At 48.2% G+C, this 21434-nt stretch carries 17 protein-coding genes; 7 read left to right on the top strand and 10 right to left on the bottom strand.

Annotated elements, in window-relative coordinates:
* Positions 1 to 167: 167 nt before the first annotated feature.
* The 6 genes from trxA to NDA03_RS04615 all read right to left on the bottom strand — a co-directional run bounded on the left by trxA (position 168) and on the right by NDA03_RS04615 (position 5939).
* Complete coding sequence (gene trxA / locus NDA03_RS04640) at positions 168 to 491, bottom strand: thioredoxin (RefSeq protein ID WP_190412216.1); 324 nt, start codon at positions 489 to 491, stop codon at positions 168 to 170.
* Between the two features lie 314 nt (positions 492 to 805).
* A complete protein-coding gene (locus NDA03_RS04635) occupies positions 806 to 1969 on the bottom strand; it encodes a GuaB3 family IMP dehydrogenase-related protein (RefSeq protein WP_190412217.1) in 1164 nt (387 codons plus the stop codon).
* Between the two features lie 45 nt (positions 1970 to 2014).
* Positions 2015 to 2161 carry a hypothetical protein gene (locus NDA03_RS04630; protein WP_348237426.1) on the bottom strand — a complete coding sequence of 49 codons (147 nt, stop codon included), beginning with the start codon at positions 2159 to 2161 and terminating at the stop codon, positions 2015 to 2017.
* Positions 2139 to 2750 (bottom strand): hypothetical protein, encoded by a 612-nt coding sequence (locus NDA03_RS04625; protein ID WP_348237425.1) that lies wholly within the window; start codon positions 2748 to 2750, stop codon positions 2139 to 2141. Before NDA03_RS04625 ends, NDA03_RS04630 begins: the two co-directional genes overlap by 23 nt.
* Positions 2751 to 2939: 189 nt before the next feature.
* Complete coding sequence (locus NDA03_RS04620) at positions 2940 to 5063, bottom strand: flotillin domain-containing protein (protein ID WP_348237424.1); 2124 nt, start codon at positions 5061 to 5063, stop codon at positions 2940 to 2942.
* 171 nt (positions 5064 to 5234) lie between these two features.
* Positions 5235 to 5939 (bottom strand): DUF1449 domain-containing protein, encoded by a 705-nt coding sequence (locus NDA03_RS04615; RefSeq protein ID WP_348237423.1) that lies wholly within the window; start codon positions 5937 to 5939, stop codon positions 5235 to 5237.
* Between the two features lie 608 nt (positions 5940 to 6547).
* Here NDA03_RS04615 and NDA03_RS04610 point away from each other — a divergent pair.
* The 5 genes from NDA03_RS04610 to NDA03_RS04590 all read left to right on the top strand — a co-directional run bounded on the left by NDA03_RS04610 (position 6548) and on the right by NDA03_RS04590 (position 13197).
* Complete coding sequence (locus NDA03_RS04610; RefSeq protein ID WP_190524838.1) at positions 6548 to 6787, top strand: hypothetical protein; 240 nt, start codon at positions 6548 to 6550, stop codon at positions 6785 to 6787.
* A 102-nt stretch (positions 6788 to 6889) separates the two neighbouring features.
* The gene (locus NDA03_RS04605) at positions 6890 to 9346 is read left to right on the top strand and encodes an endonuclease MutS2 (RefSeq protein WP_190986919.1); all 2457 of its coding nucleotides are present in this window, start codon (positions 6890 to 6892) and stop codon (positions 9344 to 9346) included.
* Positions 9347 to 9489: 143 nt separating this feature from the next.
* Positions 9490 to 10080: a DUF3038 domain-containing protein gene (locus tag NDA03_RS04600; RefSeq protein WP_190524834.1), complete on the top strand. Its 591-nt coding sequence runs from the start codon at positions 9490 to 9492 to the stop codon at positions 10078 to 10080.
* Between the two features lie 41 nt (positions 10081 to 10121).
* Positions 10122 to 11747, top strand: coding sequence for a DUF4335 domain-containing protein (locus NDA03_RS04595; RefSeq protein WP_348237421.1), 1626 nt, complete (start codon positions 10122 to 10124; stop codon positions 11745 to 11747).
* Between the two features lie 484 nt (positions 11748 to 12231).
* Positions 12232 to 13197 (top strand): tetratricopeptide repeat protein, encoded by a 966-nt coding sequence (locus NDA03_RS04590; protein WP_348237420.1) that lies wholly within the window; start codon positions 12232 to 12234, stop codon positions 13195 to 13197.
* Between the two features lie 58 nt (positions 13198 to 13255).
* On the opposite strand, the gene NDA03_RS04585 is transcribed toward NDA03_RS04590, so the two are convergent.
* Positions 13256 to 15304, bottom strand: coding sequence for a hypothetical protein (locus tag NDA03_RS04585; protein WP_348237419.1), 2049 nt, complete (start codon positions 15302 to 15304; stop codon positions 13256 to 13258).
* 67 nt (positions 15305 to 15371) lie between these two features.
* Here NDA03_RS04585 and NDA03_RS04580 point away from each other — a divergent pair, with 67 nt between their 5' ends.
* Both NDA03_RS04580 and NDA03_RS04575 read left to right on the top strand, forming a co-directional pair.
* The gene (locus NDA03_RS04580; protein ID WP_348237418.1) at positions 15372 to 18638 is read left to right on the top strand and encodes an alpha-mannosidase; all 3267 of its coding nucleotides are present in this window, start codon (positions 15372 to 15374) and stop codon (positions 18636 to 18638) included.
* A 12-nt stretch (positions 18639 to 18650) separates the two neighbouring features.
* On the top strand, positions 18651 to 19199 hold the full coding sequence (locus NDA03_RS04575; RefSeq protein ID WP_348237417.1) for a GAF domain-containing protein: 549 nt from the start codon (positions 18651 to 18653) through the stop codon (positions 19197 to 19199).
* Positions 19200 to 19331: 132 nt separating this feature from the next.
* On the opposite strand, the gene NDA03_RS04570 is transcribed toward NDA03_RS04575, so the two are convergent.
* The 3 genes from NDA03_RS04570 to NDA03_RS04560 all read right to left on the bottom strand — a co-directional run bounded on the left by NDA03_RS04570 (position 19332) and on the right by NDA03_RS04560 (position 21120).
* A complete protein-coding gene (locus NDA03_RS04570; RefSeq protein WP_190412229.1) occupies positions 19332 to 19604 on the bottom strand; it encodes a PQ-loop domain-containing transporter in 273 nt (90 codons plus the stop codon).
* An 86-nt stretch (positions 19605 to 19690) separates the two neighbouring features.
* On the bottom strand, positions 19691 to 20161 hold the full coding sequence (locus NDA03_RS04565) for a regulatory protein RecX (RefSeq protein ID WP_348237416.1): 471 nt from the start codon (positions 20159 to 20161) through the stop codon (positions 19691 to 19693).
* Between the two features lie 191 nt (positions 20162 to 20352).
* Complete coding sequence (locus NDA03_RS04560) at positions 20353 to 21120, bottom strand: Mut7-C RNAse domain-containing protein (RefSeq protein ID WP_348237415.1); 768 nt, start codon at positions 21118 to 21120, stop codon at positions 20353 to 20355.
* Positions 21121 to 21434: the final 314 nt, after the last annotated feature.

Below are 21434 nucleotides of genomic sequence, written 5' to 3'. Positions count from 1 at the left end.
GTTATTTAAAACAACCTACTGAATGGTTCAAGAAGGCGAGTAAAAAAGACAAATGACAAGCAGAACTGTCAACTCAACTTAGAGAGTCTGGGTTGATAAGCAGCGATTTCACGCAAAAATAGGTAACTATGCTGACGGTTTATCCATTCTTGCTGAGAAAAAGTTGGTTAGAGATACTTTTCCAAAGTATTTGCCAAAGTGGTTTTGGGAACCGCTCCCACCACCATATCCACCCGTTGACCGCCTTTAAAAATCATGAGCGTGGGAATGCTGCGAATCCCATACTGGCTGGCAACGTTAGGGTTTTCATCGGTATTGAGTTTGACTACTTTTACTTGACCGTCGTACTGCTGGGCAATTTCATCCACCACAGGCGCAACCATCCGGCAAGGTCCGCACCAGGGTGCCCAGAAATCTACTAGAACGGGAACTTCACTGTCAAGTACTTCTTGTTTAAACGAAGCGTCTGTAACTTGTGCGGCTGATGACATGCCTAGAAATCCTTAAGCGTAACAGTTTCTAATTTTTAGCAAATTCTACCATAGGCAAAACAGACATTTTCTGACTCAAAAGGTATACATTTAGACATAATTGACGAGTCAGTGGGTTTGACTGCTGGCTGGCTGGCGGTGATTTTAACCCCAAAAAAGGAACCGCCCGAACAGTAGTCCGGGCGGAGTGTGGTGTGAGGAGTGAACGGAAACATTCGTCTCCGCTTTCTCTATTCTAAGCGACAGCTTTAGATTTTCCAGCCCTCTAAGCAGGAGTCCGGAATTTCTTAAGGAACGCAAATGAGTCAGTGAGTTTATTTACCCATTCCCAACTGCTGTGCCTTCTGGTAGACCTTCCCTTCGGTCAGCAAAGAGGGTGCGATAACGACTTCAACTTGCTGCATCTCCTTGATATCTTTGGCTCCCAGCGTGCCCATACTGGTTCTCAAGGCTCCCAGCAGGTTATGGGTGCCATCATCCAGACCAGCGGGGCCGCGCAGGATTTGTTCGCACGTTCCCGTCGTGCCGACGCGAATGCGTGTACCACGAGGGAGAACGGGGCTAGGTGTTGCCATCCCCCAATGATACCCCCGTCCGGGTGCTTCTTTGGCTCTGGCAAACGGAGAACCAATCATCACGCCGTCAGCACCGCAGGCAAGCGACTTGCAGATATCGCCGCCAGTGATTAAACCGCCATCGGCAATCACGGGGACATAGTTGCCGGTTTCGTGGAAATAGTCATCGCGAGCGGCTGCACAGTCGGCAACCGCGGTTGCTTGGGGAATCCCTACTCCCAAAACGCCGCGAGAGGTACAAGCGGCACCGGGACCAATCCCCACCAGCACGCCAGCCGCACCCGCCTTCATTAAGTTCAGCGTCACGTCGTAGGTGACGCAGTTCCCTAAAATGACCGGGATGGGCATTTCTTGACAGAAGTGAGCCAAATCCAGGGGGGTCACTGACTCAGGCGAGAGGTGAGCGGTGGAAACCACCGTCGCTTGCACAAAGAACAAGTCTGCACCCGCTTTTGCCACCGCTGCGCCGTACTTTGTCGCTCCCGCTGGTGTGGCGCTGACGGCTGCGATGCCGCCTTGTTGCTTAATTTCTTGAATCCGTCGTTCGATTAATTCTTCCTTAACGGGTTCTGCATAGAGTTCTTGCATCAGCGCGACAAACTCTTCTTTGCCCACAGAGGCGATGCGATCTAAAATCGGCTCTGGGTTTTCATAGCGAGTTTGAATTCCTTCTAAGTTGAGGACGCCTAATGCCCCCAGTTGAGAGAGTAAAACTGCCATGCGGACATCTACTACCCCATCCATCGCACTGGCAATAATCGGTATTTCTCGCTCGATGCCGCCGATGCGCCAGCGGGTATCTGCCAAACTGGGGTCTAGTGTCCGATTTCCAGGCACTAGCGCGATTTCATCGATGCCATAAGCTCGGCGAGCTGTCTTACCCCGCCCAATTTGAATATCCACTCTTAACTTCCCGTTCCCAAGACTATTTAAGTTAGAGTATCAAATTCAATGGAGAATTTGTTTGGGGCGGGTGGTTAAGTTGGGTTGGGCGATCGCGATCGCGGCTACACAAACTTTCGGCCGCGCAAGGCGAGACTGGTAGGAGGCGATCGCATTCCCAAAAAAGCGCTCAGCACCGATTATTTTGTACAAAGTTCACATCATTAATGCGCCGCAGTATTTTGTCATTTTTCTCTAGTACCCGCATTTGGCAAGAATGATTAGCGCCTGGTGATATGAGGACAAAAACACCGTTAGTGGCTTCGTCGCGCAGAATTTTCCCGTTATCAAAGGTGATTTCGACAGCAGCGACTTCTGGCGAGAGTACCTTACCGTAAGTGAGGGCGTAAGTCTCACCAGTTTTATCGTTCGAGTAGTTGCCGCTTCCATACCACACCAGCTGCTCTGGTGGTAACGGTGGGCGATCCAGAAAGAATTCAGCGCTGTCATTACCGATCTGTTCCCAGCCACTTTCTTTACGCACAAGCACGCTGTGACCCAATATCTGTGGCGACGCTTGCTTGCGATCGCTGCTGGGGCAGATGGCGCTATAGAGTACCACTACACCCTGCGACCATTGGCGGGTACCCAGCACGCGAAAGTCTTGAGCTTGGGTTGTGGGAGAGGAGCAGAGGTTGTTTTGGCGTACAACTTGTTCTGGGGTTGCTGCCACACGCTCAGAACTACAGCTAGAGGCGAAAAGCGCCAGCAACCCTATTAGGGGGAGGATTAACCGTCTCATTGTCGTGTGGCTGGATTCGCCTGGGTAAAATTCCCTTCAAACTTGGCTCAGCCGTTCGTGAGTGGCATCTTCCCAAAGTAGAGTGCATATGCCAATCCTTCTCGGACAAGAAGACCTAAACGCCTTCCCAATTACGGAAAAGAGACGCGATATATCGCGTCTCTACAGGAGAGGGGTTGGAAAGACGGGTTAACTGCTTTGCATACCGTCTTGGTTGTTATTTTGGCTTGGCTTTTCTACTGAGGAAATCATAGCGGTAAGGGCTTCTGGCGGGATACTGCCATTGTTGCTACGAACCAGATTACTAACTTGACCAATTAATGAGCCTAATTTGCCATCTTCAAGCAAGGTGTTAATTAAGGCTAAACCGCTGGTGGATAGTAACATTTTGTTGATGTCACCGGCACCGTTGCCGTTGCTGCCATTTGCGCCGGGGAAGGAGTAAATTCGGGCATCGCCGATCACTCCTGGTTGAGGTGCCAATGCCTTGACAATTTCTGGCAGTTTATCTGCTAAATCGGGCCAAATTGTGGTAATAATCTTGGCTGTGAGGTTAGCATCGCTAATTGTATTTTGGGCAGAAATTTGGGCTTGAATCCCTTCAGCCTCGGCTAAAGCTTTGTCACGGTTAGCATCGGCTAGGGTGCGAATTGCTTCCGCTTCTAGTTCCGCTGCTTGTTGGGCAATTTCCGCTTGCCGCTTGCGCCGGAAAGCGTCAATCTCGACAACGTTGCGATCGCTAATACTCTTTTCTTGGGCTTCTCGTTCGGCGGCAATAATGGAAAGCTGTTTGTCCCGTTCGGCTTTCTCAACTGCACTTGCCGTTGTCACAGATGATTCTGCTCTCGCTTGTTGTGCCTCAGCGACAAAGCTTTCCCGTTTTTTGTTGGCGACTGCGATCGCTACCTCTTCTTGGGCAATTCTTGACAGTTTTTCAGACTCCGCTACCTGCACTTGCGCTTGCAATTTCGAGGATTCTACTGTCTGTAGACGAATAATTTCCGCCATTTCTGCTTCTTGTTTTTGCAGTGTTTGCGCCACTTTGAGTTGTTTATTGCGTTCCTCTAGGGAAATATCCGCCTCAATTTGGCTTTGTTGTACTGCCAGTTTTTTGTTAATTTCTTCCTCCTGAATGATGCGTTGACGGGTTATTTCCGCAACTTCCGCTTCTTGTTTTTGCAGTGCTTGCGCCACCTTGAGTTGTTTATTGCGTTCCTCTAGGGAAATATCTGCCTCAATTTGGCTTTGTTGCACCCCCAATTTCTTGCGAATTTCTTCTTCTTCAACGGATTTAAGCTGCAAAATCTTGGTACGCTGCACGGTTGCAGCTTCTCTGTCTTTCGATTCTTGTATTTCCCGCTGTTTTTGAGCTTTGAGTGCTTCTACTTGTAACTGTTGCTCTTGTTTGGCGTTTTCTTTTTCTTGCTCGATTTGGAGCGATCGCTTTTGGGCATCCAGTTCTTTCTGCTCAATGGTAACTTGAGTCGTTAATTCTACTTCTCGTTTTTGTTGAATCGAGCGTTGAATCGTTTCAGTCCGCAGTCGCACGCCTTGAGCATCAAAAAAGTTATTCGTATCGTAGGTATCGCTTTCTTCAATTTCCGAAATTGCAATATTGTTCAGCGTTAAACCGACTTTCTTCAAATCTTGCTGAACTAAATTTAAAACAGCATCAGCAAACCCAATCTTGTCTGAATCAATCTCGGCTAGACTCTTATTTTTCGCCGCTGCTCGAATCGCATCATCTGCGCGTTTTTCCAGAGCATCTTTAATATCTTCCGGCGTAATTTTTCCAGCTCTAGATAGCCTAGCTGCTGCTGTTAAAACATCTTGTTCGTCGGCATTGATGCAGACATAGAAAGTCACCCGCATATTTGCCCGGAGGTAATCTTGGGTACGAACCGCCAGCTTCCCGGTGCGTTCAACATCAATCGAAATTTCTCGCAAAGGTACGCGGGTAAGCTGATGAAAGCCAGGTAAAACAACGCAACCACCATAGAGGATAACGGATTTACTTTTAATGAAAACGCCGCCTGTCCTCACAAAGGCTTCGTTGTTGGGTGTAACAACATAAACTCGCGTATATGCCCAAATGCTAAATAGCAGTAATAAAACCAAAGCCCCAATAATTCCTGGGAAGACAATCCCACTTCCCAGTTGGGCAATCGTTGGTTGTATCGGGGCAGGCAGGGTTTGAGCGATTAAAGTAGACTCATTTTTGGGTAAATTTGCCTCGGTTTGCCATTGTTGCTCCGAGAGTTCAGATGTGGTAGCAATTGGTAATGATTGAATGAAGGTAAGCCAAAATAGCATAATTTTGAAGAAGTTGATTGTTTGCTGTTAGTTTCTCTAGCAATTGGAAGTTTCGGCTATACAGATGAAACCTATCTACCTAGGCAAATTGAAATTCTAAATTCAGGGTTAGCGTAAGCGCGTAGATAGACTTTGCTTGAATCGCGGTAAATCCTATTTTTTAGAGATTTCCTACTTGATTTTGTGTGCATTTTCTAGCCAATGTTCTTGATCGGGACTATCTTTGGCGACGACTAAATAGTGGTGTTCCAAACGTTCAATGACTAAGACTTTTTCATTGCGACGCGGGAGAACAGTTGCCCAATCAGGTAAAGTGGCGCTGATGGTGACTAGATTGCGCGCTGAATCGATGACATCTACCTGACCAATTTTGCCTCTGTGTTTATGGGGAATAAAGGCAGAACTTACCGTACCGAAACAACCAATTAAGCGATCGCTACTGGCATCTTCCCCAAAGGCAGCAAAGATTTTTCCTAGAGGTCGAGAAATCAACCCCCCTAGAAACAAGCTGATTGCCATTGAACTTAGTAGCACTACTCCCCCTAACCCAAAAAAACGGTAGGGGATGCCACCTGTGAGGCTACCAACCCAAACATTCAGCATCCAGCCGATGACACCCCAGAGGCTAAAATCAGTTCCTAATAATAGGATTAGCGGCGCTTTGCCAATGCCTAACCATCCCAAAATTTCCAAGGAGTTGAAGCTACCATCCGTGTCGGTGTCTACGTCGATAACATCTACGTCGGTATCTATGTCAGCGTCTATGTCGGCATCTACGTCGGAGTTTCCCCCACCGGAAACAATCACCAATAGGAATAAAAGGACTCCCATCCCTAGAAACATCCAGTAGGGTAGGTTGGCTGAATTAAACAGCATGAATGCCTAGTGTCCTTAATTGAGTTGAGTTGGAAATTCCATCGTTTCAAGACTTACGCAAGAAAGCCCTTAATGAAGAAGTTCGTCTTTGCGCTTCATCGATTAATTAAGCTGACTGCACTTCGATCGTCTCAGAGCGGTATTGGCGATTCAGCTCACTTTTTGGCTCACTTTTTAGCTCAGTCCGCCTGAAGCTGAAACTCTAGGTTTCACCAAATGTAAGTTTTACCAGCCCAATATGGTTCGCTAAGAATAGTTGTCACCTCTTGACTTTTAAGACAATCGCTACGCAAGTTTTGGATTGTTTGCTTTAAGGGAACCGTATTGATGACAAGCCTCGCTCAAACGGCTGTCTTAAAGTTGTACATTGGGCGATCTGAGATAAAACATCACCACCCTAGCCGCAATTCCTGAAAAACCAAAAAAACGATAACTTTTTTTTAATTTGTATTTTCTATAAAAAGAATTTAGGGGTTAAATCAAAGTAATTTTATAAATAACATCTCCCTAAAGAAAGATTTTAAGAGCAATAAACTTCACTAAAGGGATAGAGGTAGGTAGCCCAAGCCTGTTCTAGGTTGAAACAATTATCTTCATCAGGAACGCAAATGTCTGCATCTACCAACAAGTCAGCACTGGCTTGCTATTTCACAGTGATGCAAATGCCGATGAGGCAGCGCGACTTGCAAGCACTCACTGAAATATTTGATGATTTTGACACAGAGGAGCTGATGCACTTGGAAGCGATCGCTCCCTTAGAGTCAGCCGGAGTTCTGGAACCTTGGGAGGAAACCGGGTGGGAGACACTTACCGAAAGCCAGTATGAGATGGAAGGTGCCTTTGCCTAAAGAAAGCGGCGCTGGCGGATGTTTGTTCTCGTGCGGTCAGTTAATCAGAGCTTAAAATTAATATAGATAAGCACTTGAATATTTAGATATAGCTTTTAAGCTTTGATTCAATCTGAGACCTTAGAATTACTCGAATGGCCCCGCCTGTGTCAGCATTTGTCTACCTTTGCTGCCACGAAGTTGGGCGCGATCGCTGCCAATCATCTGCAAATCCCAGCGACTCAGCCAGAGAGCCTGCAACTGATCGCCCAAACTCAGGAAATTTACCAGTTGGAGAATCGTCTTTCTCCAGGGTTGAGTTTTGAAGGAATTCAGGACATCGGAGATTCTCTGGAGCGGGCGGAACTTCAGGGAATTTTAGCAGGGGAAGAGTTGCTAGCGATCGCGACCACCTTAGTTGGAGTTAGGCGTCTGCGGCGCATTATTGACGATCAAGAAGATGTGCCAGTGCTGAAAGAGCTGGTTGCCGATATCCGCACCTATCCCGAATTAGAGCAGGAAATTAACCACTGTATCGATGAGCGGGGAGACGTAGCTGATAGGGCGAGTGCCAAATTGGGCGGGATTCGCATCCAACTGCGGCAGCTACGCGGTCGCATTTATCAGATATTGCAGGGGATCTTGCAGCGCCAAGCCAATGCAGTCCAGGAACAGACGATCAAACAGCGGGGCGATCGCTTCGTGATCCCCGTCAAAGCACCGCAAAAAGACGCCATTCCCGGCATCGTCCACGACACTTCCGGTAGCGGCGCGACGCTATTTATCGAACCGAACGCGATCGTGCAATTGGGAAATCAATTGCGGCAGTTGCGGCGTCAAGAACAAGTCGAAGAAGAAGCCATCCGCCAAGCGTTGACGGTACAAGTGGCAGCCGTGAAACCAGATTTAGAGCAGTTGTTGGCAGTGGCGACGACTTTGGATTTGGCAGCTGCTAGGGCACGATACAGCTATTGGTTAGAAGCGAATCCTCCCAGATTTATCGAACGTACCCCGCCAGAAAAACCGGGGAACCCGGAAGAGGCGTCGGAAGAATCCCCAGCCGAAAATCGAAAATCGAAAATCGAAAATTCCATCACCCTGCGCCAGTTGCGCCATCCTTTATTGGTTTGGCAACAGCGACACGAAAACGGGGGTGCCGTCGTGCCCGTAGATTTACTGGTTCAGCCGGAGATTCGGGTCGTAACGATTACCGGGCCGAATACTGGCGGCAAAACCGTCACCCTAAAAACTTTAGGATTAGCCGCACTAATGGCAAAGGTGGGGTTATTTGTCCCGGCGCGGGAGCCGGTAGAATTGCCTTGGTTTGATTTGGTGCTGGCGGATATTGGCGACGAACAATCTTTAGAGCAGAGTTTATCGACTTTTTCGGGGCATATTCGTCGCATCAGCCGAATTACCGAGGGAATGACCCCAAATTCCCTTGTTTTGCTAGATGAAGTGGGAGCGGGAACCGATCCGGCAGAAGGGAGTGCTTTAGCGATCGCGCTTTTACAATATCTCGCTGACCATGCCAATCTCAGCATTGCAACCACTCACTTCGGCGAACTCAAAGCGCTCAAATATGAAGACGAACGCTTTGAAAATGCCTCGGTAGAATTTGACGATCGAACCCTCAGCCCCACTTATCGCCTGTTGTGGGGAATTCCAGGACGTTCTAACGCCCTGACGATTGCGCGACGCTTGGGATTGAAGGGGGAAATTGTCGAACAAGCGCAAACTTATGTGGGTGGCGCTTCAGAAGACATCAACCAAGTGATTGCTGGACTGGAAGCCCAACGGCGCAATCAAGAAACTAAAGCCCAAGAAGCCAGTCAGTTGTTGCAGCAAGCAGAGCGTTTTTATCAGGAGGTGTCGAGAAAAGCCGCCGCTTTGCAGGAACGGGAACAGCAGCTCAAACTGTCCCAGGAACGCGCTGTGCAGGAAGCCCTGATTCAAGCCAAAGGAGAAATCGCCCAAGTCATTCGGCGGTTACAGCAAGGTCCAGCTACCGCTCAAGATGCCCAAAGTGCAACCAACGCCTTGAATGAAATTGCCGAACGTCATCTGTTGCCCTCGCCGCCCCCCAAACCTAAGCCGGGATTTAAACCAAAAACAGGCGATCGCGTCCGGATTCCCCGCCTAGGACAAACCGCCGAAGTGCTGAGCAATCCCGACGCAGAGGGTCAGATGAGCGTGCGATTTGGGTTAATGAAAATGACCGTCTCCCTCGAAGATATCGAATCTTTGGACGGTCAAAAACCCGATCCCATCGCCAAAGCCAAACCGGCGGCGACTCCAAAAGAGCCACCCGCACCTCCCAAACCACAACCCACAATTCGCACCTCCAAAAATACCGTCGATATTCGGGGGAGTCGAGTGCCTGATGCCGAGATGGCATTAGAGAAAGCGATCGCGCAAGCGATGGATGCGGGCTGTTTGTGGATTATCCACGGAAAGGGAACCGGACGGCTGCGAGATGGTGTCCACGAATTCTTGAAACAGCATCCTCTCATCGAGCGTTTTGAATTAGCTGGCACTCCAGAAGGTGGCACGGGGGTCACAATCGCCTATATTAAGTAGCGAATTACTAATGGCGAATTGTTTAAAAACAGTCAGCCATTCGCCATGAGCGACGACCGGAAACTTACTCAAAACCGCGATAGTCTGGTTTCAAGACTCGTAACGGCGAAGTTATTACCAGTTGCGTCACCTAAGCTAAAAATATGCCCTCCATCGTGAAGACACCAACGACGCCAACCCCCCGCTGGGAGGATTTACCCCTTGCTTCCGCGCCAGATCCCGTACAGTTGGACAATATCAAAGCCCAACTGGATTTAATTTTATTGGCGCTCGAAGCATTGGCAGGCATCGGTTCCGACGCGATACTCCAAGCCGCAGCACAATTGAATTTAGAGTCAATGGTGGCAGATCGGGTGGCTTTGTGGCGATTGCGCCAGTCTAACCCTATGCGGAAGAGTTCGGGAGGGCGGAAAAAGTTAGATGTGGAGGAAGCGCGATCGCTTGTTTTAATCATCTGTCACCTTGCCGGACAGCAGCAAGAGCTAATCCGACGTGCCGTTGCCTTGCTCGAACAGCTAGCCGAGCAAAACCGGGAACCCCACGAAGCTTCTTTACTAGGAGATTATCTGGATGCCTTCAGCAACACTTACCAGGAACGCATGGAGGAAGAAGAAAATGTATCGTCCGACGCTTTGAGCCACTTGGCCTTGAAACTTCTGATCGATCTCCTGTTCTACAGTAGCCCCAATGGTCATCGGCGTCTCTGGTTAGCACTTTTGGATCGCGCCCGCTAGCAATTCACACTTAGCAATTAGCAATCCTCTGAATTAGCAAAATGGTTTTGCGACGCTTTACACCCCCCACCTGCACGTTGGAAATCCAGGCGAAAGATTCGCCCCTGTCTCGCTGGGCAGGACAACCCGTGCTGAAGCATCTACGATTTGAGCTAAGCTTTGACGATCCGCGACAGCCAGAAGATCGACGAGTGACGATCCGCGGAAATCGCGCTCAATTAGAAAGCCTTTGCGAAGCTGTTAGCGTCTACGTGCAGGACTTCCTTCAGCAATCCCCGCGATCGCAGCCGGTGGCGCATCAAATGCCCGTAGGCGAGCCGATGATGGCTGCTGCTGCCCCCGCCCAAGCGGCAACCATTCTTTCGCCGCCTGAATCCTCCACTCCTCAAACCTTTGTCCCTTATATACAACCGAGGGGACTTTTATCCCACGACCTATTTTTGGGGCATTTGGCGACGGAAGAAACGGGACCTGTGGTAACGCTGAGTGCGCTGCAACTGTTCGACTTAGCCACGGCTTTGGATGAATACAATGCTGAATTGGTGGCATTGCCTCCCCTCAAACGCACCCAGTGGTTGAAAAATCCACCCATCTGGACTCGGACGGCAGCCATCTTTCTGTTAGGGGTGGGGATAACAGCAGCCACGCTGAAGCTAATGCAGCCTAGTCCCACTATCATCTCCTCTGCACCGGCACCCACACCATTACCCACTACCCCGGCACCAGTGCCCGGTACCGAGGTGTTGCCGGTTCCAATAACGCCGACTCCAACGACGGGAGTGCCGACGCCTCCTCCTTTGTCTTCCCCATCGCCGACGCCAACGGGGTCTCCTTCGTCAATTTTGTTATCTCCGGCTCCTGTGACTACGCCGACACCTTTCAGTGCCAAAAGCCCAGGGGTCGTCGTTGTTCCTCGGAATCCCCCTGGAAATTCCAACCCCGTTTTCAGCAATCTGCCCCCGATTCAACAACGTTCTGCCCCAGAGGGAAGAGCCATTTTCCAGCCCCCTCCTCCCAGTAACTTCCCGCCCATCCCCAAACCCCCGGCTGAACAGCCAAGACAGGCGATTCGCAATAATCTTCCCTTCGAGCCAATCCCCAGTAGCGGTGGGGTGAGTGCGCCCCGAATCGGGCAATCGCCTCCTGGTTCCATCGCCTCCAGTTCTGAGGGTGCAAACCAGTCTCCATCCCCCAATGCCCCCGGCATTCCTGCCGCGCCTCCCCCACTTCCCAATCTGCCGTCGCTTGCCAGCCTTCCTGCGGAAAGCTCAGCTGCAAATAACAGCGATCTGAGTCCCGGTGCGACTCGCGGCAGCGTTGCCCCACCAGCTGCGAAACGCAGCAGCGAATCTGGAAGCGATCGCGCCCAGAATGACCGGCTATTTGACACGATTCCTCAAGTCGCACAAGTGCGGGACTATTTCCAACAGCAATGGAAACCGCCCGCCGATCTGACACAGCCGCTGCAATACTATCTCCGGCTGAATCCGGATGGCTCCATCGAGCGCATTCGCCCCTTAGGAGAAGCGTCAGTCAAGTATATTGACCGTACCGGGATGCCAGTACCGGGGAAACCGTTTGTTTCTCCCATCGAAGGTGAGCGTAACGCCCACATCCGGGTAGTTCTTAGCCCTGATGGCAAAGTGGAAACGTTTCAGGAACCTTAAGCGGGTTGTCGAGCCAGAAAAATAGAATTCTTGAGAAACCGGGTTTTATAAAACCCGGTTTTTTTGTTTTCCAGCAAATTAATCTAGCAATTCTCGATGAGAGGCAGTAGGGTTTAAATCCCACTCCTGCCCCTCCCCGTGAACGGGGAGGGGTTCAATACAATCACTTCTCGGTTAACTCCCTCAACTTCCCTCCTACGTTAGCGTTCGCGTAGCGGCGCTCTCTTCGCGTTATCCGAGAAGTATTGAAATTCAATATTCTCCCCTCGCCGTAAACGCAGAGGGGCTGGGGGTGAAGTTCCTATATTGCAAGTGCGAACCGCTCTATATAAATTTGCTGACATGGCAGGAGATTTCTAAAGCCTGAATTTTCAGGCTTTAGTTCAGATTTTCTGCGGTTTCCGGCGTTAAACCCCAAAAATAACTAATTTTTAGGTGGCAGTGCAGAGGGAAATTAGGCAACAATAAATCCATCTATTGATAGATGAATCGCCCTATGAGAGAAGAACGTCTCGAAGCCTATCTCAATCTGATCCAAGTGCTACTCAGTTCCTCTAGTGGCGAGGAAATGGAGATTTTGCAGACGAATCAAGCGCTCATTGATGCCGGGTTAGTGCAGACAATGGAAGCCGTAGCCGCAATGCTGGCAGAACGGGGCGATGGAGAAGCGGCGGAGTGGTTGCGGAATGTTGCAGCGCCAATGGTTACAGAAATGGGTAACTCATCATCGACACCCACTGTCGTCAAGAGGATTCCCGAATCGCCTGTGCAATTCTTAACGGAGGTATTGCAAGCAACCGCAGATAGCAATGGCGATCGCAAAGTAGTGTATCCGTTGTTACAAGCAAATCTCGATCAACTGAATGAGAAACTGGCTGAGATACTGCACGATTGGGCAATGGGAATTCTGCCGCAAGTTGAACCCCAAGAAGCAAAATTTATGGGGGCGACAATCGGCGGATTCAGCAACCTGATGGCGCAATTTCCGCTAGGAGACAAGGAGAAAAACTTAGAAGTTGCCATCACCGGCTACGAGATCGTGGTTACAGTTTTTACCCGCGAAGCGAGTCCAGACGAGTGGGCGACGACGCAAAATAATCTCGGTAATGCCTACCGCAATCGGATACAGGACGATTTGGCTGACGAAGATAGATTGGCAGTACGTGCCGATCATCTAGAACGAGCGATCGCGTGTTACAAGCAAGCATTGCAAATCTATACCCGCAAAGCCTTTCCCCAAGATTGGGCAATGACGCAAAATAATCTCGGAAATGCTTACCGCGACCGAATACGGGGCGATCGCGCTGATAATCTAGAACGAGCGATCGCGTGTTACAAGCAAGCATTGGAAATCTACACCCGCGAAGCGAGTCCCCACGAATGGGCGACCATCCAAAATAATTTGGCACTTGCTTCTGAAAATTGCGAAGCATCTAATGTGCCAATTTAGACTGTAGGAGAAGAGTACAAAAGAGAGTAGGGACGGAGAGACTCCGCTTCTATAACCCTCAGAATTTCTTCACCCAACGCCAGACTTTCACGAAGAAATTCTCCAGCCATAGCATCGCCTTATCCAGCCATTCCAGCAAATACTCTAGGGGGTGTTTGACGTATCCGGCTGGAGTCACCTCAGCCTCAATCCAGTCTGGCGAATGGGTGGCAAAGCTTGTCCGATTGCTTTGTGCGATCGCTGGCGATAGATTTGAAAGCGCCCCTTCGGCTTCTACTCGTGGCGTCTGGAAAGCTGGCGCTTTGGTAATCTTTCCTGAAATGTCTTTTTTGCGAGATTTTTTGGTTGTAGAAGGAGTTGGTGTTGGACACGCCGCCATTGGCTCAGGCGCTGTGGGTTTGCGGGGCGTCAAAAGCGTTTGTTTGAAACTCAGGCGAAGCTTAATCGACTTCCAGAGAGAATCCCCAGCAGGCAGATCCGGCTGGTTGGCTCCGGGGAGGGCAGTCCGGGTCTTCTTTCCTGGCAGATGAGCTGACGGTTGCTCTTTGCCTGCCACCCTTGGTAATGGTCGCTTAGGGGCGGTTCGCGTTGCCTGCTTGCTGGTGGGTGCATCTGGCTTCCCGAATAAATCATTCATGGTCAGCCAGGGATCGGCAACACCTGTTGCGGTTAGTTCTGGATGGTTGCGTTGAGCAGATGATAAGGAGGCAGAAGCGCCACCTGATATCTGATGCGTTTGGCGGTAGGAATCAGAATCGATTTCTGGGGTAGATTCCCAAGGTAATTTTCCGTTGCGCCTGCCAAAAAAGTAGTCAATTGCTGCCTGAATCAGCGCTTGAATATTGTGTGCTTGAGCGTCTGTAACCTCGGGAGACGCCGGTTGTCGCATCGGCTGGCTGAATACAGCTTGTATTCGTTGTAAAGGCGATTGTAAAGGCGATCGCTCAACGACCTCTATTTTCCCAGCATGGGGTGTCAGCTTTGCCAAAAAGTCTTTTTGCCGGACTTCGATTGCAACCATCGTCCGATCGAGGAAGATTAATGGCTGAAGCAGTAAGGAGGAGGAAGGATGAAGGGCTTTGCTGTTTCCGAAGGGTGGAAGACTTCCGATTTCCTCTCTAGAGGCGCTCAATTGCGTTCCAATTTCCTCTTGTGTTGTTTCTTGCCACCGCACCAGCGTTGATTCTTGGAAGAGATTGGCAGCGATCGCAACCGGCCCTTGTTGCACCCAGGCGATGACTCCCCAGAACAGACGCACGGGTGGTAACAGATGGCGCTGATTGACAGGAGGGCGAAGTTGTGCTGCAATTCCTTTCGCCGACGCTTGCACTAACCGCCACTGACGCCAGTAGTTTGCCAATTCCCAACGAATTCGCTGTTGTAATTTTTGCTGTTGTTCAGGGGTAAGAATATCTAAAATTTGATTGTCAGCGGTGACGAGTACCACGGAACGGGTAGCGAGTTGTGTCGCAACTCCCCGAACGACAATTTGATTGCGTAATGCCGCTGCCAAAGATTTTCCGCTACTTGTTCCCGCCGCCGCTTTGGGCTGTAGCGTTTGCACGACAACAGTTTCCGGGAGATTGAGCGGGGGAAGGGTTAAATTTGGGGAGATTGAATGACTCGATCCGCCCGCAGCGCTACGATCGAAAAATTGGAATCCAAAATATGTCGTAGAGACACGATTAATCGCATCTGCAACTTGACTGAAAATTACTGCTTTGTTACTAGAAGTAGCAACAGAATTTGCCGATGGATTTAAAGCGAATTCTGATTCTTCCTGACCCGCGATCGCTCGTAGCACTTCCTGAATTGGCGCGTCTGTCGGTGGCGGCGTTGGCGGCGAGTTAGGACGTTTTGTTCGGTCTTTTTTACCAGAATGTAATTGTGGGAATTTTTCTTGCGTCGCTTGTTGTAATTGACGCCCCGCTAATTGGGAAGTTTGAGCCAGCAGATACACCGGATAGAGGAGGATTTGCGCTCCCCAAACCGCTGCGACTTTCAGATTTCGCACAGCGCGATCGCTCTCATCCTTCAACTGGCGAGATTTTCGGGAGAGGAAATTAAATAATTTGCTTTTATACCGACCATTGGGAGGGGAGGACATTTTGCTAAATGCTAAATGTTAATTGCTAATTGCTAAAAATAGTAGATGCCCTGATTTTATCGAAAAGATGACCGATTCCAAGACACCTTTTGTAACGCCCTCATCCAGCCTCCTGAGCGAAGCGATTGAAAAACTCTCTGCGATGACTCAGGTTAACGTTCAGACTGGCTGGCGCTACTGTGCCGCAGACCTGACAGCAGATACCGTCCGCCAATCTGATTTCGGGAATGATTGGTTATCTGTGGAGTTGAATGCGAGGGGACATATTGCTTGGCAAGCAGGGCAAAAGGTGTTGTGGCTTAGTCAAAAATTGATGATTCCCCAAGATTTACAAGGTTATGCTTTATCGGGGTTGGCGTTGCGGCTGGTGCTAACTTGGTGGGCAGAAGACGCGCAAATCTTTGTCAATGGCGTCAAAGTGCAAGCGGGAGACTTATTTGATTGCTCAACGAGGGTACTGCTAAGTCCTGCTGTGACGCCGGGTGAGGAGATTACCGTTGCCTTGCGTCTGGTAAGTCCCGGACATGATGATGGGGCGTTAGTGCGATCGCGCTGTATATACGAATTTACCACCGACGATCGGATTGAACCCGGTTTTGTCGCTGATGAGTTAGCTGTCTTACAGCGGTATTTAAAAACCTTTGAACCGGAAAAACTGGATATCTTGGCATCTGCTGTGGCTGAGATTGACTGGACAGCGCTGCCTGATGGACAAAAGTTTGAGCGATCGCTTTCCACCCTCCGCCAAAACCTGCTTGACACCCTAGGGTCAACAGAATCTAAAATCCAAAATCTAAAATCTAAAATCTGTTTGCTCGGTCATGCTCACTTAGACTTGGCTTGGCTATGGCCTGTCAGCGACACCTGGGAAGCTGCTCAACGCACTTTTGAATCGGTTCTCAAACTCCTACAAGAATTTCCCAACCTGACTTTCTGCCATTCTACACCCGCACTTTATGCTTGGATTGAGCAACATCGCCCGGATTTATTTGCCGCCATTCAACAACAAGTTGCGGCTGGACGCTGGGAAGTTGTCGGCGGAATGTGGGTGGAACCGGAACTAAATATTATTAATGGCGAATCGATTGTCCGCCAGTTGCTCTATGGTCAGCGTTACGTCTTAGAAAAATTTGGGCAATTGAGTACAGTCGCTTGGTTGCCAGATAGTTTTGGCTTTTGTGCCACGCTGCCCCAATTTCTGAAATCTGCTGGGATTGAATACTTTGTCACCCAAAAATTGCGCTGGAACGACACCACAAAGTTTCCCTATGAAACATTTTGGTGGCGATCGCTTGATGGTTCCCAAATCTTCAGCCTCATGTCTGCTCCGATTGGTGAAGGCATTGACCCGATTAAAATGGCGTCTTATGCCTGTGTTTGGGAAACCCAAACCAGTTTAAAAGAGAGTCTTTGGCTTCCAGGTGTGGGCGATCATGGCGGTGGCCCTACCCGTGATATGTTGGAAGTGCAAGCGCGCTGGGAAAAATCCCCCTTCTTTCCTCGTCTAGAATTCACTACATCTGAGAGCTATTTACAGCAGATTAGCACTCAGAATCCCAACTCAAAACCGTTCCCGGTTTGGGACGATGAACTCTATCTAGAATTCCATCGGGGTTGCTACACCACCCACGCCGATCAAAAGCGCTTTGAACGTCGCAGTGAAGGGTTGCTGTACCAAGCAGAACTTTTCGCTTCCTTGGCTAGTATCAGCACGGGTGCGCCTTATCCCAAGCAAGAGCTAGAATCTGCGTGGAAAAAGGTGCTATTTAATCAATTTCACGATATTCTTCCCGGTTCCTCCATTCCCCAAGTCTTTGTAGATGCGAATCAAGCTTGGCAAGAGGTGGAACAAGTGGGTTCGGAAATAGTACAGCAAGCCTTAAGCGCGATCGCAACTTCTATTGCCCTTCCCCCACCGCCGCAACCAGACGCCCTGCTGGTTATCGTCTTCAACTCCCTGAACTGGCAACGCTCGGAAGTCGTTGCCGTTCCCTTACCGACATCTGGAAATAACTGGCAAGTTTACGACTTAGAAGGGAAACTGCTAACGTCCCAGCTTTCTGAAGGTACGACGCTACTATTTCTTGCCGAGAATATCCCATCGGTGGGTTATCGTCTCTTCTGGCTATATCCTCAGAACCTAGATCCTCAAGCCGAATTACCCTCAAAAAGGCAAGAACACGGGCAGCATAGCACTAGCTTTCCGGATTCTAATGCACCTAATCGAGATAATATCAGATTTAGCGAAAAAAATTGCATTTTAGAAAATGACTTACTGCGGGTAATCGTTGATTCTCAAACAGGCGATTTAAGCAGTGTTTTTGACAAAATTAATCATCGAGAGATCCTCTCTCAAGTCGGAGGAAATCAACTCCAAGCCTTCCAAGATAGCGGTCAATATTGGGATGCTTGGAACATTGACCCCAACTATGCCCAACACCCCTTACCTCCCACCCAGCTAAAGTCAATTGAATGGGTAGAACAGGGGACAGTACAAACCCGTCTGCGCGTTGTGCGACAGCTAGGCGAGTCGAAATTTTGCCAAGATTACGTGCTGCAAGCAGATTCGCCGCTACTGAAAATCATTACGACTGTAGACTGGCAAGAACGCCACGTACTTGTAAAAGCCGCTTTTCCGCTTACCTTGACGGCGGATTCTGCCACCTACGAAATTCCCTGCGGCGCGATTGTGCGAAGCACACGCGACGCTAACGGGCGTTCTACTCAGCCTCAAACACCCGCAGAAACCGCCAAATGGGAAGTTCCTGCCTTGCACTGGGCAGATTTAGCTGACAATGACTATGGCGTTAGTTTGCTCAATGATTGTAAATACGGCTACGACGCCCAACCCTCACAATTACGCCTTACCCTATTACGAAGTTCGAGTTGGCCCGATCCAGAAGCAGACCGAGGTTGGCATCAATTCACCTATGCCCTCTATCCTCATCAAGGTAGCTGGCAGTCAGCGCATACTGTGCGCCGAGGCTATGAGCTAAATTTACCGCTCCAAGTGATGCTGCTGCCATCGGTAGGCGAACAGAATTCGTCCTTACCCCCCGTTGGTCAATTGTTAGACTTGCAAACTGAGAATCTGATTTTAATCGCGTTGAAGCAGTCAGAAGATAACTTGCAGCAGTGGATTTTGCGCTGTTATGAGTGTCACGGGGAAGAGGCACAGATGCAGCTGAATAGCGATTTGGATTTAGCGATCGCGCACCCAGTTGATTTGTTAGAGCGTCCCATCGATGCACCCGAAATGTCCGCTTCTGGGCAAATAGCCAGCATCCAGCCCTGGAAAATCGCTACTTTTGTTGTGAAACGAACAGACGGCTGAGAAAATAAGCGTATGAACAACCCAATACCACCAGTTCTCGATAAAATTTTGAGCCATGACAGTACACCCGATGCTGTGTTTTCTGCCTTAGTGCCAGCTTTGGGTGAAGTCTTGCAGTGCGATCGCATTTTTCTCTATCTGCGCGATCCCCATACCTCCATCGGTAAAGTTCCTTACTGTTGGCGTCGCACTCAAGAATATCCCAACATTCTTGACGCTGACTGGAAGAAAGAACCAGAATCTTTGCCAAAAGAAGATCCGCTTTTTGCTGCGGCACTGCATACAAAACCTTCTGTCTTTGTCGAAGATGTAGAGACAGCGAATCCGGAAGTTGTTAACAAAGCTTTCGAGCAAAAAGAATTTGGACATCGAGCATTAGTTCACGCTCACCTGTGCAAAGATAATTTGTTGTGGGGAATTCTGCAACCTTGTGTCTTTGGTCAGCCTAGAGTATGGACGCCGGAAGACCGCTCTATTATGACCACAGTTACAGAGAAATTAACACCCCTTGCTGTTGCCTATATATTGGCAGCAAAGTCTTCCATACCTACGAAGGGATAAATTCTCTAGCTACTAACACCGAAATGTAGAGACAAGGGTTATCGCGTCTCTACTAAATATTGCTTGTTTCCATAGCTGAATATAAATGAACCTGAATATAGGGAGGGGTGTAGAATTATACGCCCCTACTCTTTACTTAGGTTCCTTACCTCGGTATATAATTGCCAAAATTGTTACACTTGCACAACTCATAAAACTAATTAAGTTTCCATACATTAAAACCAAATCGTTTCGATAATACCCATAGAGAACCCCATTAAGCTGAATAAAATTAAAACCGAGAAAAGTAATTAAAGACAAATTTTTAGAACTCTTAGTTTGAACAATCCTTAAGGCTTGTGGAATAAATAAGCTGGCGTTAAACACCATACCCAATCCAAAAAACAAGGTGACAATATCTTTCATAGTAGATACAAACTAAAGGTGATAAAAAAATGCAAATTAAAAGTTTTTAAGATAATCTAGCAATACCAAATTACCAAACCGCTCCGTTACTCATTTTCTACTTGTTGTCTCTGCCATTGCTTCAAAACTTCAAAAGCATTAAAACCTCTATATTGCAAGTAATTTAATAGCTTGGCTTTGGTTTTTTGGTCGATAATTTGAAAATCATCAATTTTATACTTTCGCATGATCTTTGTTTTTAAACCATCCAGATCGTCTGTTTCCTCACTTCCCTCTGCTTCGATTTGTTCGTTCCAAACTTGCTCGAATACCTCGGAGGAAATCCCTTTTTCCATACATTTGCGCCTTACCATAGATTTCCCATATTTGCCTTGAGAGTAGGCAATCAAGTTGGCGGCTAAGCGCGTGTCGGATTGATAGTCTCTCTCTTGCAAATAATTGATAGCCTCGGAGATTTCGTTTGGCTCAAACCCCTTTAATTGTCCTTTCTTTAAAAGTTCGTAAGCACTGTAATCTCGGCGGGAGATCAGGCGAAAAAAATAGTCAGTGCAACTCATTTATTAAACAGTTATTATGTTTATTGATTTTAACACATACAAAAGTTTAATTGTTGTATAGAAGTCTAGAATAATGTATGTTCAAAATATATTTTTAGGCACAAATACCCAAAAAATAATTATTTAAGAAATGAAATAAATTGTTAAAATTTGCCTTAAAACAATCAATGCGAATCGCAAAAAGCCAGCTTTTATACCCAATCCGATTCAACTGGCTTCGAGAAAATTATTCCTTGGATAAATTGCTGCATTTGTTCATAATGCGTGCCTTTCCAATAAACATGAGCGCATTCACGACAGCGGCTAAATTCATCAATAGATTGTTGGATATTGGGTGGCACTTGGTCAAGAATCGATTCCTTATCCACAGGTTCTAATAAACCATTGCAACGCAAACATCGTTGCAATGGTTTGACGAATTCAATTAGAGCAAAGCGTCCCATTATCTCGCCCACCTGTCGCTCTGGATTAGTTTCTCTGACATAATATCCATGTGTTACCAAACTACGCATCAATAGACCCTTATCGCGAGTCAAGAGAATTCGTTCTTCAGATGCCGAAATTTGGGCTAACTCTAGATCGTCATAGTCATTTCGATACAGGGTATCAAAACCCAACATTCGTAAAGATGTTGCTAGTTTCCCTAAATGAATATCGAGAACGAAACGAGGAAATTTTAGCGGTTGAGGACGAACGAGTGAGACGCTAGATGTCTTTTCAGTCGCCGCAGAAATTGGATAAACATGGATGCGATCGCTATCAGTCACAATATAGGAAAAATCGACGGGTTTGCCGTTGACTTCGATATAATCCACTTCCGGATGAGGGACGCCAAAAGATTCGATCGTGTCCTTAATTGAGGCTCGTTCCTCAAAAACATGAGTAATGGTTACGTCCCGCTTTTTCCGTGGCAAGAAATCATTCAATTCTGCGTAAAAATTAAAATCTGCTTTAGCCATATTGAGAAATTAATACACCGTAGTTCAGAACCCCACCTCAACTCTCGTAAATAAAATTTATTCCTTGTCTTCCTCCACTTGCGAGGGAATAGAGGGGGTACGGGGAAGCCGAAATCCTGAAATTCTACTTCCCCATGAAAAAAAGTTTTTCTTTACCTTTCCCCTGCCTGCGGGGGGATAGTTGTAGGTCTTTGCAAATTTTCACAAGTGAGATGCTTGCGATCGCTGGTTGCCCGCTTGTGGCAACTCAATTTATTGTAGTATGTTTGTAGTATGCTTAAACAAGTGGTCGAGTTCTTGAAGCCACTGGGGAA

The organism is Trichocoleus sp. Lan, assembly GCF_039961855.1.
Taxonomy (GTDB): domain Bacteria; phylum Cyanobacteriota; class Cyanobacteriia; order Cyanobacteriales; family FACHB-T130; genus FACHB-T130.
This window is presented reverse-complemented; position numbering and strand designations above follow the sequence as displayed.

Excerpts from the sequence above, each read along its gene's own strand:
- trxA (WP_190412216.1), bottom strand. The coding sequence starts at position 491 with ATGTCATCAGCCGCACAAGTTACAGACGCTTCGTTTAAACAAGAAGTA.
- NDA03_RS04625 (WP_348237425.1), bottom strand. The coding sequence starts at position 2,750 with ATGAGACGGTTAATCCTCCCCCTAATAGGGTTGCTGGCGCTTTTCGCC.
- NDA03_RS04620 (WP_348237424.1), bottom strand. The coding sequence starts at position 5,063 with ATGCTATTTTGGCTTACCTTCATTCAATCATTACCAATTGCTACCACA.
- NDA03_RS04615 (WP_348237423.1), bottom strand. The coding sequence starts at position 5,939 with ATGCTGTTTAATTCAGCCAACCTACCCTACTGGATGTTTCTAGGGATG.
- NDA03_RS04610 (WP_190524838.1), top strand. The coding sequence starts at position 6,548 with ATGTCTGCATCTACCAACAAGTCAGCACTGGCTTGCTATTTCACAGTG.
- NDA03_RS04600 (WP_190524834.1), top strand. The coding sequence starts at position 9,490 with ATGCCCTCCATCGTGAAGACACCAACGACGCCAACCCCCCGCTGGGAG.
- NDA03_RS04595 (WP_348237421.1), top strand. The coding sequence starts at position 10,122 with ATGGTTTTGCGACGCTTTACACCCCCCACCTGCACGTTGGAAATCCAG.
- NDA03_RS04590 (WP_348237420.1), top strand. The coding sequence starts at position 12,232 with ATGAATCGCCCTATGAGAGAAGAACGTCTCGAAGCCTATCTCAATCTG.
- NDA03_RS04585 (WP_348237419.1), bottom strand. The coding sequence starts at position 15,304 with ATGTCCTCCCCTCCCAATGGTCGGTATAAAAGCAAATTATTTAATTTC.
- NDA03_RS04580 (WP_348237418.1), top strand. The coding sequence starts at position 15,372 with ATGACCGATTCCAAGACACCTTTTGTAACGCCCTCATCCAGCCTCCTG.
- NDA03_RS04575 (WP_348237417.1), top strand. The coding sequence starts at position 18,651 with ATGAACAACCCAATACCACCAGTTCTCGATAAAATTTTGAGCCATGAC.
- NDA03_RS04570 (WP_190412229.1), bottom strand. The coding sequence starts at position 19,604 with ATGAAAGATATTGTCACCTTGTTTTTTGGATTGGGTATGGTGTTTAAC.
- NDA03_RS04565 (WP_348237416.1), bottom strand. The coding sequence starts at position 20,161 with ATGAGTTGCACTGACTATTTTTTTCGCCTGATCTCCCGCCGAGATTAC.
- NDA03_RS04560 (WP_348237415.1), bottom strand. The coding sequence starts at position 21,120 with ATGGCTAAAGCAGATTTTAATTTTTACGCAGAATTGAATGATTTCTTG.